The sequence below is a fragment of the Candidatus Neomarinimicrobiota bacterium genome (genome assembly GCA_021734025.1).
Classification (GTDB): Bacteria; Fidelibacterota; JAANXI01; order JAANXI01; family JAANXI01; genus JAANXI01.
This window is the reverse complement of record JAIPJS010000034.1, coordinates 1-12,811: the sequence shown is the minus strand read 5'-3', so window position 1 is coordinate 12,811 and position 12,811 is coordinate 1. Positions and strand designations below refer to the sequence as shown.

At 50.6% G+C, this 12,811-nt stretch carries 11 protein-coding genes; 3 read left to right on the top strand and 8 right to left on the bottom strand.

The genetic code is table 11. The annotated features are described in order from the left end of the window. A partial coding sequence (locus K9N57_17750) for a transposase (GenBank protein MCF7806025.1) occupies positions 1 to 413 on the top strand: 413 nt, incomplete at its 5' end. A 134-nt stretch (positions 414 to 547) separates the two neighbouring features. Here K9N57_17750 and K9N57_17745 read toward each other — a convergent pair. From K9N57_17745 to K9N57_17735, 3 genes are all read right to left on the bottom strand, one after another. Next, the gene (locus tag K9N57_17745; GenBank protein ID MCF7806024.1) at positions 548 to 1,201 is read right to left on the bottom strand and encodes a hypothetical protein; all 654 of its coding nucleotides are present in this window, start codon (positions 1,199 to 1,201) and stop codon (positions 548 to 550) included. A 78-nt stretch (positions 1,202 to 1,279) separates the two neighbouring features. Next, positions 1,280 to 3,979, bottom strand: coding sequence for a CHRD domain-containing protein (locus tag K9N57_17740; protein MCF7806023.1), 2,700 nt, complete (start codon positions 3,977 to 3,979; stop codon positions 1,280 to 1,282). A gap of 240 nt (positions 3,980 to 4,219) precedes the next feature. Continuing rightward, on the bottom strand, positions 4,220 to 5,533 hold the full coding sequence (locus tag K9N57_17735; GenBank protein MCF7806022.1) for a sigma-54 dependent transcriptional regulator: 1,314 nt from the start codon (positions 5,531 to 5,533) through the stop codon (positions 4,220 to 4,222). Between the two features lie 511 nt (positions 5,534 to 6,044). Here K9N57_17735 and K9N57_17730 point away from each other — a divergent pair. Beyond that, positions 6,045 to 6,974 carry a hypothetical protein gene (locus K9N57_17730; protein ID MCF7806021.1) on the top strand — a complete coding sequence of 310 codons (930 nt, stop codon included), beginning with the start codon at positions 6,045 to 6,047 and terminating at the stop codon, positions 6,972 to 6,974. 173 nt (positions 6,975 to 7,147) lie between these two features. Beyond that, on the top strand, positions 7,148 to 7,777 hold the full coding sequence (locus K9N57_17725; protein MCF7806020.1) for a T9SS type A sorting domain-containing protein: 630 nt from the start codon (positions 7,148 to 7,150) through the stop codon (positions 7,775 to 7,777). Positions 7,778 to 8,050: 273 nt separating this feature from the next. Here the strand turns inward: K9N57_17725 and K9N57_17720 are convergent, their stop codons facing one another. The 5 genes from K9N57_17720 to K9N57_17700 form a co-directional block, all read right to left on the bottom strand. Continuing rightward, positions 8,051 to 10,090, bottom strand: coding sequence for a heavy metal translocating P-type ATPase (locus tag K9N57_17720; GenBank protein ID MCF7806019.1), 2,040 nt, complete (start codon positions 10,088 to 10,090; stop codon positions 8,051 to 8,053). 108 nt (positions 10,091 to 10,198) lie between these two features. Then, positions 10,199 to 10,405 (bottom strand): SHOCT domain-containing protein, encoded by a 207-nt coding sequence (locus tag K9N57_17715; protein ID MCF7806018.1) that lies wholly within the window; start codon positions 10,403 to 10,405, stop codon positions 10,199 to 10,201. A 51-nt stretch (positions 10,406 to 10,456) separates the two neighbouring features. Further along, a complete protein-coding gene (locus tag K9N57_17710; GenBank protein ID MCF7806017.1) occupies positions 10,457 to 11,023 on the bottom strand; it encodes a hypothetical protein in 567 nt (188 codons plus the stop codon). Between the two features lie 103 nt (positions 11,024 to 11,126). Next, positions 11,127 to 12,179, bottom strand: a complete 1,053-nt coding sequence (locus K9N57_17705) for a hypothetical protein (GenBank protein ID MCF7806016.1) — start codon at positions 12,177 to 12,179, stop codon at positions 11,127 to 11,129. A 170-nt stretch (positions 12,180 to 12,349) separates the two neighbouring features. Further along, the gene (locus tag K9N57_17700) at positions 12,350 to 12,589 is read right to left on the bottom strand and encodes an SHOCT domain-containing protein (GenBank protein MCF7806015.1); all 240 of its coding nucleotides are present in this window, start codon (positions 12,587 to 12,589) and stop codon (positions 12,350 to 12,352) included. Positions 12,590 to 12,811: the final 222 nt, after the last annotated feature.

Genomic DNA, 12,811 nt, shown 5'->3' with positions numbered 1-12,811 from the left:
CCAAGGCTGTGTATTATGCACCGAATCGGGAGACGGCAGACCTGTTGGCCGCCCAATTTATTGACACCTATAGTGACCGCTATCCCGCCTTAATCCGGAGTTTCGAAGAAGATCGGGACGCGTGTCTGGCCCATCTGGAATTTCCGCAGTCCCACCGAAAGTATATTCGGACGACTAATCTCCTGGAACGGGCGTTTCAAGAAGAGAAACGCCGGACCAAAGTGATTCCGCAGCATATCAATGAACAGGGCGCACTGAAACTGGTCTATGGCGTCCTCATTCGGGCGTCCCGGCGCTGGAACCGGGTCACGATGGATGAACCCGCTTTGGCCACGTTACGCAAAATTCGAGCGATCATGAGTGAAAAAGATGTCGAAGAAATTACCCAAATATCATTACCATTGGCGGCGTGACACCAGATGTGTTTTTACACAAAAATTGGGACTTGACCCGCCACATGCTCATTCCCTCCCATAATTCAATACCTGATTACTTTTAGTTTTACCTATTCAAAATATATGTATTCCCTCTTCATGCTTCTGTTGTGTTATTTCTGACTTTCGGTTTGCAATGTATCAGTATCTGCCGAATTCATTGATGAGTCTAACATTTCTTTCAAATTTTTCGGCAATGCAGTTAATGCGATAGTTTCATGAAAGCGAGCCTCCGGTTCCCTTTTAGAGGGCAATTTTGTGATGTGGACTGATATCTTGATTTTTGACCTTGTAATATTATCCAGAGAATACCTTCCCCATAATAAGTTATCCAACATCCTGTTGGTTGCCGGTTTTTCATACTGCACTCCGTTGGTAAGTGAATCCACGGACTTCTTTTTGAAGAACCCATTTTTCGGTTCTCCCATTTGATGCGGTCTCGCATACTTACTGTATGTTACAAAAGGTTTTAACTTGAACTCCCCTTCTTTTCCTGATTGAGAATTAATTGTTACAACCCCACGAATATCTGAAACTCCTATCGGCCTCTGGTGATAATCATACACAAAAACCGCTAATCCGGTGGCAACCGGTACAATCTCAAAATGATGCACGAGAGTCATTACAATTGAACCATTATGGACTCCTGTGTCCGGATGCGAATGTCCTCGTTGTAAATTTTGTCCGTTCAGAGAAGTCAGCATCATGGCTATCGCGATGAAATATGCTATGGTTATATTACCGTATTTCAATGCTTGATTACTCAAGATTACTTTGCCCAATGAATAACGGGGATGGAGAAATGAAATAGCCCCATCCCCGTTTACTTTCTCTCTCCCATTCTTTTATTTGAGATAGACCATCTTCTTGATCGACTCGTAGTCTCCGGCATGAATCCGGTAAAAGTACACTCCAGTACTCACTGCACCTCCGTACCGATCTTTTGCATTCCATTTGATGGAATACTGACCGGGCTCCTGCACTTTATTCACAAGTGTTACGACCCGCCGTCCCAGGACATCGTAAATCGTGATCTGTACCTGCGATCTCTCAGGCAATGAGTATTTGATTGTCGTTACAGGGTTAAACGGATTCGGATAGTTCTCATACAACGAGTAACTATCCGGTAGTTCGTCCGGTTCGTCTTTGGTATTCGTGATCGATCCCCGGACCAGCGTCATCATGCTTGCTTCTCCGGTGGTGCGTTGACTGCCATCTGAAGTAATAATCCTATGATAGAGTTCGACAGAGTCGTTCGCCGATACGGTTAGATCACTCAGCAGCGAATCCACTTCGGGATACGAAACAGCCATTTCACTGGTCGCGCCTGCGTTGAAGTTAACTGCCAGGTTTTCATTACTGAAACTTCCGTCAGTGGAGAGCTGATAGATGTACACAACTTCATTACCGTTGGGATCGTCCGCTTCTTCCCACTGAAATTGCAGGCTGTCAGTCACAGTGCCCTCGATTGTCAGCGATGCGCCATCCTGTGGCAAGGTAATCATCGAGGAATCCGGCGCCATATTCGGACTGAGCAGCAGCTGGCCGCGCAGTTCGCCTGGTGCATACGTTTCACTGTGAATATTCGCGTACATCATTTCGTTACGGAGCATCGAGGCGGTATCCGGAGACAGAGTGAACGTATTTTCATTCGCCGCGTACACTCCGCTTCGCAGATCTGAAGAGGTATTTGCATTGAGCGCGAAGGCAATGCCGCCGTTTTGGTCCGCGCCCGCGATGTGGAGATGCGAACCGCCAGCGATATCACTGTTAAAGTCACTGATCAATCCACTAAACGATCCGGTCAGTGTGAGTTCTGTACCGCGCAATTCGGCTGCGACTCCGCCCATGCCGCTGCTGGTATCCGGATCTACTTCGTTCATGCCGGACAACGTACCCTGAAAATAGAGATTCGACACCGGCAATAGCTGGGCCCGGATTTCTCCGGCACCGTGGGCTGCCGTATGAACGTTCGCGTATAGTTCCCGGTTCATGAGCGCCGTTTTCTGGTCTGCTGTCAGCTCGTAGCTGTTATCAGAGACCGCATACGTTCCACTCCTGAGATCCGAACTGGTTGTGGCGTTCAACGCAATCTCAACGCCACCATTCGAACCGACCGGCGCGAGATGCAGGTGCGAACCGCCGCCCACATTTGCATCAAAGTCACTGGAAAGATTCATAAATGATCCGGTCAGGAACAGACTGTCACCGCGAACTTCGGCGAAGACGGCTCCTGTCCCGGTTGTTTCTACCGGGCCGACCTCGGCGGCACCGGAGAACAGCCCTTCGAAGTACGCATCGGATCGCGGAACCAGCTGCCCACGCAATTCACCGGCGCCGTAGGTTACCGTATGAACATTGACATACAGTTCTCTGGCCATGAGTGCTGTCTTCTGTTCGGTTGTGAGCTCATACCGGTTCTCAGTGATTTCATACGTTCCGCTGCGCACATCGCTGCTGACATCCGCATTCAGGGCGATTGTCACGCTGCCTGCCTGTCCTGCCGGCGCCATGTGCAGATGGGTTCCGCCACCGACATCCGCATTAAAGTCGCTTTCCAGCCCGTGAAATGAGCCACTCATCCAGAGACTATCACCGTGGAGTTCGGCCACGGCGCCGCCCATCGCATTCGAATTCACCCGGTGCGTCTGGCTGCCCGCGGTCAGGATCGCCTCGAAATGTGCATCAGCATCCGCTCGCAATAGCTGTCCGCGCAGCTCGCCGGCCGGATGATCCACCGTGTGAATATTCACATAGAATTTCCTGGCCATAAGAGCTGATTTCTGTTCTGAGGATAGTTCAAAACTATTGTCTGCTTCCACAAACGTTCCGCTGCGCATATCGGCATTCACGGATACATTCAGCGGAATTTCAACGCCACCATTCGAACCTGCCGGTGCCAGGTGCAGATGCGAACCGCCGCCAATATTCGCGTTAAAGTCACTGCTCAGTCCTTCGAAAGTGCCGCTCAGGAACAGGCTGTCGCCTTCAAGTTGAGCCGTCACCATTCCGGATCCCGTCGTAGCGACTGACGGCACTTCGCTGCTGCCGGAAAGCCTGGCAGTAAAACTCATGGAGACCGGATCCTGTATATTGATCCTGTATCCCATGTAATCGTGGTTCACACACTGATAGTAGAGCAAATCAGGGGCATCGGACGGTGGAGTAAAGGTCAGTGTGTCAGTACCGTCAGCCCCGTTATTGGTGACCCCATTGTTATACTCACCGTCGCCGTTACCGACTTCATTGGTCGTGATATAAAACGGATGAAACGAGGGAACGTTATCCATAACAAATGCATAAGTATTCCCGCGCGTCAGGGTTATTTCAGCCCCTTCAGTTCCATCGATGGCATATCCTTCACTATATCCCTCTTCAAAGTGAGGATGTTCTGAGGTCTTAGTGACCACTGTAACTGTATAGACCTCATCGTAATCCTGGGCCTGCACATCTCCGGGAAAAGTCAGACTAATAAGTCCGGCAAGCAGCATTGACAGCGCTGTGCCAAACCAGTGATAAAAATTTGTCGTATATTTTGATTTCATACTCGCTCCTCCTTGTTTCGAATCATATTCGACTGCCCTGTCAGCTTTTCAGCGATGTTGCTACCTGAGTATGTAGCTCTATACAAATCACATTCCAGCAGGACCGGTAGTCTGAAACCGCCTAAATACAGGCATCAGGAGGATGCTGTAAAAACGCCATTTAGTTAATTACTGTTGAATTTGCCACAAAGTGTTGGAAATGCGACACAAAAAGGAAATTAATAGAGGAGGATTACGGCATCAGGAATCGGTTCGGAGGTTGTATTTTTCCATACGATAAATAAGCGTCTGGCGGGAGATATCCAGTAGTTCCGCCGCCCTGGTCTGGTTCCCTTTTGCTTTGTCCAGCGCTTTTGTTATTAAATCTTTTTCGATTTGCTCCAGGGAGATACCAGTATCAGGGATTTGCAATTCCAGGTTGCCCGCTTTTGAATTCTTCTGTCCACCAATGCTGTCCGGGAGATGCTCCGGATAGATATCGCCGCCTTCGCTGAGGATGAGTGCGCGTTCAATAATATTTTCCAGCTCCCGCACATTTCCGGGATACCCGTATTCGAACAGCTGATTGAAGGCCTCCTGGGTGACCTTAATATCTTCATCCGGGGCATGTTTTTGCAGGAAATGGTCCACGAGCAGGGGGATATCTTCCCGGCGATCTCTGAGCGGCGGCATATGCACGGGAAAAACGTTCAGCCGGAAATACAGATCTTCTCTGAACGCACCGGACTCGACGGCCTCTTCGAGATCCCGGTTGGTGGCGGCGATTATCCGGACGTCGACCGGGATTTCATTATCGTGCCCAATGGGAGTCACTTTCCGCTGCTGCAATACCCGCAACAATTGCACCTGCACATTCTGGGGGATCTCCCCCACTTCATCGAGCAGAATGGTTCCACCGTCAGCGAGGACGAACTTCCCTTTCTGATCACCGGTTGCGCCGGTAAAACTGCCCTGCTTGTGGCCAAAGAGCTCGCTGGCAACCAAATCCTTGGGAATTGCGCTGCAATCAACGGGGATGAACGGTCCCTCTTTTCGGGGACTATTGTAATGAATGGCGCGGGCGGCCAGTTCTTTGCCGGTGCCGGTCTCGCCGGTCAGAAGCACTGTGGAATCGCTGTTCGCCACCTTGCTCAACAGTGAAAAAACCTTCTGCATCACCACGCTTTTGCCGACAATCCGGTCAAAACTATACTTCTCAGACAGCTGATTCCGCAGCAGCCGGTTCTCCATTTTGAGTTCACGAAACCGGAGTGCCTTGTGGACGGTAAGAAGCAGTTCGTCTTTCCCGATCGGTTTGGGGATGAAATCGTAAGCGCCGCTTTTCATGGCATCCACGGCATTTTCCACGGTGCCAAACGCGGTGATAAAAATCACCATTGTTTCCGGCCGAAACCGTTTCACCTCTCTCAGAATATCGAAGCCGCTGCCGTCCGGAAGCTTTAAATCGGTAATAACCAGGTCACAATCGCGGTTATGGATTTCGGCCAGGCAGCTTTCGGTATTATTATGGAGCAGCACCTCATACCCGTCACTCTCCAACATGGCTTCAAGCATGTGAGCAATCTTTTCGTCGTCCTCCACTACAGCGATAGTTCTGCCCGTGGCCTCATCGCTTTGAACCGGGGCTTTCGCTGTATCCTGAACCGGTTTATTCTGACCCACAATTACTCTCTCATAGTTTGGTTATTACGCAATATTTGTTCCTTCAACCATGATATTACCTGAGCAGATTATAAACAAGAAAAGAATAGTTCCCCTGCTAAGAACAACCCGGGGAAAATTTAACCAGGTACTCCGAAATGGTTTCCAAAACTTCACGGCCCGATTTTTCCACGTTAAGTGCTTCCCAGATTTAACCCAAATCACATTCCGTATTCAGGGATTGACTGTGGTCAAATTACGTGATAAGCTTTGTCACGATTAAGATGGATTGTGTCAACTGACAGGAAATATCTCCAATTTAAGCAAATACCTTTTTCGAATTCCAGGCACGCAAAATTGTCAGAGATTTTAAGTAGTTCTGTATAATCATATCACAGGGGCGTAAAGAAAGCAGGAGATAAGTATGAATTACATCAGAGTATCGTTCTTTATCTTACTGGGGATGCTTGTGGTAGCCGGAACAGGGTTGGCACAGGATACCTCATTAACCGTGACAGAGACGGGAAACATTGGCATTGGGACTACAACCCCACAGGTGCTGTTAGAGGTGAGTGGCAAAACAATCATTCGTGAACCGGGAATTACGGGCAATGCGTCGGGAGTAACCGGCGGTCTGGAAATACGTGGTACTGCCGGAAGTTATGCTCCTTCCCTGTCATTGGATAACGGAAATCAACAGTGGAATATCGTCCCCTGGAATGATAATTCACTGAAAATCGTGAAGGTAAGCGGCAACACCGTTACCCCCTTCGCCATCTATGGTGATGCATTTATGGATGCCCTGGTAATAACCTCCACAGGAATCGGGATCAATAATCCAAACCCCGGTGAGAAGCTGGATGTCAACGGAAATATTGGCGTCAGCGGCACGGTAGACGGGGTTAACGTGTCCGGATTCAAAGCGGAATATGATGCCGGCCAGTCCCGGTATTTTCAATTTGGAGGACTGAATCAAGCTGCAGTCGATGTGGATACCGACTGGACCAAACTCGTTACCACGGCCGACAGTCATTCCTTTACCAAAGATGGAAGCACCACCAACATTGAAGTGACCGTCAACTCACAATTCAGGATCGGAACGCTCAATGCAGCAGGGGTCCAATTCCAGGTGAGAATTGATGATACTACAACCCCTGATTATGGTAATTTTGGAGTAGTAAAAATAGATAGTACCGGGAAATCCCAATCCCTTTTTGCGGTATTTCAAAACCTTGCTCCTGGTACGCATACGGTCAGTCTCTGGGCTCGAACCGGCCCGTCGGGAACCGCTGAGTCCGTCTCAGTTGACCCCGGAGGATGGGGCGGGAAAATTATCGTGAAGGAAACGCGATAATTGACTTCGGGACCCTACCCGGGAAACCATTGCAAACCCGGAAGATAGCATATTCCGGAGTTTATGCCCGGGTTGAAGCATTTTATCAGGATTGGTCCACCGGTTGAGCCGCAGTATTATTGCCCGGTTCATCGGCGGGATTGACCTGAACACATATATTGAGGGAGGAAGTTATGTCAAAGAAAAGAGAACCACTTTTATATATGAGGCGTTTCCTGGCAACGATTTTCATCTCCACCACAGCAATCATTTTTCTGGCCTTGAGCGGTAACCTGGCAACCGCACGCGCTCAAACCGCCGATTTGGTGCTGCAGGACACCACCATTTCCGGCCAGGCGGAATTCACCGCGTCCGTTTCCATTACCATGGGGCCTGATTTTACCATCACCGGAAGTGGTGAGGTGACCACGAACTCTCCTAAAGTGTCGATCCTCCCGCAATTTTATATTGCGGAGGGGGGCCGGATGCATATCGTAACGGCAGGTGAAGAAGTGGGTATGCAGGCAGAAAGGTCGTTCATCCCGGACGAATTTGCACTGTCCCAGAATTACCCGAATCCCTTCAATCCAAAGACAACCATTGAATACTCGGTACCGAAATCCGGTCGGATCGTTGTGGCAATTTATGATGTCACCGGTCAGCACATTCGGGATCTGGTACATACCGTTCAGCAGCCGGGTCACTATACAATCGAATGGGACGGGACGAACACTGACGGGGAATCAGTATCGTCCGGCACCTATCTATACCGAATCACCGCAGGGAAATTCCAGTCGGTGAAAAAGATGGTGCTCTTAAGGTAATTTAAGGTCAACACAAAAGGCCCCAAATCTTCGTATAAACGGGGCCTTTTGTGTTAATCTGCCCCCCTCATTCCACCACCGATTACTCCGTTCCTCCTGTGCTGCATATCCCGAAGTGGTTAGTACTTCTGCCGGACAATGAATGGAATGAAGTCCACCCGCGAAATTATTTAGCGTCCTGTTTTTCTTTCAAGATTCACAAATTAGTTCGAATTTTATTCCGTTCACCAAAATTGATCTTTCCGGTACGCAATATTTAGAAGATTCCCAAGATTATGCTTTCCAGGTTCGTCTGAGCAGCTGTGCATTAATCGCGACGATCACCGTACTCATCGACATCAGTAGTGCCCCGACGGCCGGGGACAGGATAATGCCTATGGGCGCTAAAACACCTGCCGCAAGCGGTAGCGCAAAGATGTTATATCCGGCGGCCCACCAGAGGTTCTGGATCATCTTGCGGTGGTTGGCGCGACTCAGCTGCAGAATATTCACGATGTCCAGCGGATTGCTCTTCACCAGGATAATCCCGGCAGATTCAATGGCCACGTCCGTGCCGCTGCCGATTGCGATGCCCACATCGGCCCGCGTGAGTGCCGGGGCGTCGTTCACCCCGTCGCCGACCATGGCGACGCGCTTGCCCCCCTCCTGGAGCGCGGCGACTTTTTTATCTTTGTGCTCCGGGAGGACTTCCGCGAAATACTGGTCGATATCCAACGCCTGTGCCACGGATTTCGCCACGGCCTCGCTGTCCCCGGTGAGCATGACGACTTCCAGGCCCATAGCGTGGAGTTTCTGCACGGCCTCGCGACTTTCATCGCGAATGACATCCGCCAGGGCGATGCCGCCGAGGATTTCATCTTTCCGAATCAAATAGACAGCCGTCTGGCCCGCGTCATTCGCCTGGGATTGAAATTCCGACAACGATTTCGGTACTTCCAGTGCCAGATGTTCCAGCAGACGCGGCCCACCGAGATAAACCGTCTTGCCATCCGATTGCGCCCGGACACCCTTGCCTTTGATGGCCTCGAAATGCGAAACATCGGGAAGCGATAATTTTTTCTCTTCCGCCGCATTCCGGATGCCCCGGGCGATAGTGTGCTCCGAATCTCCTTCAATAGCGGCTGCCAGTGCCAGGATATCTTCTTCGGATTCGTCACCCGCCGGCGCAATGTTCACCACGCCGAATTCCCCCCTGGTGAGCGTGCCGGTCTTATCGAACATCACCGTGGTAATCTCTCTGGCCTGCTCCAGTGCTAACCGATCCCGGATAAGAATCCCGTTGTTTGCTCCCAGGGATGTGGTGATCGCTACCACCAGCGGCACCGCGAGTCCCAGCGCATGGGGGCACGCGATCACCAGAACGGTTGCCACGCGGGCGATGACCTCCACACCAAAACCGACGGCCACCGTCCAGGCAATCGCGGTAATGACCGCCACGCCCAATGCAATATAAAACAGCCATCCCGCTGCCTTATCCGCCAGCATCTGAGTGTCGGACTTGCTCTCCTGTGCCTCTTCCACCAAGCGCATAATGCCAGCCAGCGCCGTATCATCGCCGGTGGCGGAGATGCGTATCCTGAGGCTCCCGTCACCATTGATCGTCCCGCCAATAACGTCATCACCTTGTCCCTTGGACACCGGCTTGGATTCGCCGGTGATCATGGCTTCATTCAGTTCGGAGTCACCCTCTTCAATAGTCCCATCTGCGGGGACGCTCTCGCCTGGACGTACTAACACGAGATCGCCATCCTGCAAATGGTCGACGCTCACTTCTTCGGTGTCGCCGTCATCCGTAATTCGCTCTGCGGTATCCGGCATGAGTTGCGCCAGTTCATCCAGCGCACCGGAGGCCTGCCGGATACTGCGCATCTCGATCCAGTGGCCAAGCAGCATGATGTCTATTAAGGTCACCAGTTCCCAGAAGAAACCCTGTCCGGTGGCCAGGAAAAGTGCGCCAACACTGTAGACAAACGCCACTACAATGGCCAGGGAGATGAGCATCATCATGCCGGGTTTGTGGTTTTTCAGCTCCGGCACCGCCATCCGGAGAAAAGGCAACCCGCCGTAGAAAAAGACAATGACGGCAAAGATCGGCGTGATCCACCCGCTGCCGGCGAATTCCGGCATGGCAAAGCCCAGCCACTGCTGGATCATCGGACTGTACAGAATGACCGGCACCGAAAGCAGCAACGACCACCAGAATTTCCGCTTGAACATCTGCTCGTGCCCGGAGTGGTCTACCGAATGGTCGTGATTCGAACCGTGATTATTACCGTGATCCGAGTGTGAATCTCCATGGTTTTCATGATTCATAGCAAGTCCGCCTTATCGCTCAGTTTTCCTCATCTCTGGAAAAGTTTTAAACCAGAATTGACAATGTCCAATGGCTAAAGTCATTTTTTTACATCATGCATATTGTATCTATAGATTCTCCTGCATTTCCTGATATTCTTTTTTGGAAATCTCACCCTTGGCGTACCGCTTTTTCAGAATATCCAGCGGCGTGTCCTGGATAAAATTGCTCCCAGACGATGTATTTTTCAGAGTTTGCCCATTTGTTATCTGGCTTGCAATCCAGATTCCACCCCCGATAACGGCTAACCAAATGATTCCACCAAATCCCATCATATCAGATTCCTTTCGCTGCGCATGAAAAAAATTTATATTTGATATTTTCGTTTACCATCCTCCGAAACTCAGCGCCATTGTCCCGGTGAGACCGCCGAGATCTTGCCCGGACAGGTTCCCGTACGTTAGTCCGCTCATCGCCAGGTAGGTAGCGCCGATCTCCCAGGTCACGTAACTGTTCAGGGGCATTTGCAGAGCAATCCCCGGCTCCACCACCAGGAAATTATCCGAGTCCTCTCCGGCATCGTGTGTATTGAAGGCATGTCCTCCGAAGTGAAATCCGTCTCCGGCCGATCCTGCTCCGATCAGGGTTTGCACTGCAATCCTGACTGGAGATTCTGTGGCAAAAAAAGCCTGAAATTCCACGCCGCCGTACCCCAGGTTTGCATTGCCGCTATTCGGCTGTTCCACCTCGTTTAAAAGCCAGTAGCCGGAGAGCCCCACAGAAAATGCCCGGTCGACACGCCAGCCTCCCCGGAGTCCGGCCCACAGTCCCGGTTCGCCCTGCACTCCGGACAATTTGAACGCCGGACCGACATATCCGCCGGAACCGTGCCCCGCGAACATACCCATGAAAGGCATGGCTGAACCCGATGCGGGGAGCGCGATTAGCGACATTGTGAAAACTACTGAGAGTAAAATTTTATGCAATTTCGAACTTGGTAACATCATCTGTAACCCTGATTCCCTGATAGTTGATTTCTTTGCTCTAGGCAGTGGTTTACATTCCTCCGTGCATCCCGCCGCCCATGTGATCGCCCATAATTTCCGTCATCATATTTTCGCCGTAGTAAAATCCCTGACCACCGTAAACCGGCTGCATCGATTTGGTCTCGATTTCGCCAGTCCGGTTGTTCCGGACAGTCACGTGAACGTTTGTATCGTACATTGGCATGTGATCAAACTCTTCCCATGGAACAGAAATATCGAGCGCAAACCGGATCGTCTCATCGCCGGAAAGCGAACGCCATCCCGAATCCATTGAAGCGAATGATGCCGGTCGCTCAGCGTATAACCCGAAGCCGAGAGAATCCCCGCCTTCAGTGGCGAAGAGTTTGGACCCAATCTGCTGCGGAGCGTATGAGCTGTCGAAGGCGAATGACGCAAATTCCAGGTTCACCGGTGTCGTCCAGAAATCTTGCGTCGCTTCAGTCCGATAAAAATCCGGCGGATTTATCCGCAATCGGAGGTCATACGTCCCCGGTGCTAACGCGGTGTTCGATTCATATCGATAGCCGTGTTCGCCCATCACAGGCTCGAGCTGATAGGTGAAGGTATCCTGTCCCGACATTGCCTGGAGCGTGGCGCTGCCAGCCATAATCGGCATTCCGGTTGATCCTGCGCTCATCACACTATCTTCGTACACGTGTACCATAAAATGATGCGAATCCTCGTCCGGATGATGCCGGTTCATCATACCACCGGCTCCCATGGAATACAGATCGCGTCCTCCACCGTACACGAGATCAATCCCCATGTCATTCAGATGCCTGGTGTCAATAAGTTGCCAGTCCGAACCGTCGTCTTCGTGATTAACTTTTCCCAGATTTTGTGGATCCACTGTAAAATCAATCTCCACAGGATTCTGCCAGAGATTCGATGTCGTCTCGGTGCGTAGAAACGATGGCGGCTCCACTTGGACTGTCACCGTATGTGTTGAGGCGTTTGCGTCCGATTCCATCGGATTTTCAGAATCGGAGCACCCCGCCAGGTATAGTATTCCGAGCAATAAGACGCCCGCCCCAATCATTTTTCCTATCTGTTTGTATTGCATTGTGTCTTCCTTTTTATAGTTATGTTGACATTAGCTAGTAGTTTATCCTCAAATCACATGCCAACTACATAGTGAAATCTTTATATATTGGTTTTTCAATGTTTCGGGGAAAAAATTTTTCTATCCTGTATCGGATATTGTAGAATATTCATCACTTCCTGCAGAATATTCTACAGATCCTTCCGCATCTCCTCGTATTCCTCCTTGGTAATTTCCCCGCGGGCGTACCGCTTTTTCAGAATATCCAGCGGCGTGTCCTGTGAATTTTCTGTAGAGTGACCTCTACCTTGTATTTGTGAGTTTTGATTGGTCAGTCGAACGACCGCCCAAATGGCCACACCGATAATTAGTAGCCAGATAATCCAGCCGAAGCCCATGCCAAATCCCATGCTACCTCCGATTCCATGCATTGTTCTGTCTCCTTTCGTTTAGTGAGAGCAGAGCCGCTGATTCTCCGTAACAGAATCAGCGGCTCCGCATAATTTTCTCTCACTTTACGCATTCGTTAGTTCACGTTATTCGCAGAAAAATCCCAGCAGTACCCGTGTCCGTAATTTGCGTGCATATTCTGCCATTCGGATCCCATCAGAAATCCGTGATGATTCCCATAATAGGCCAGCTGATCGTCGGTC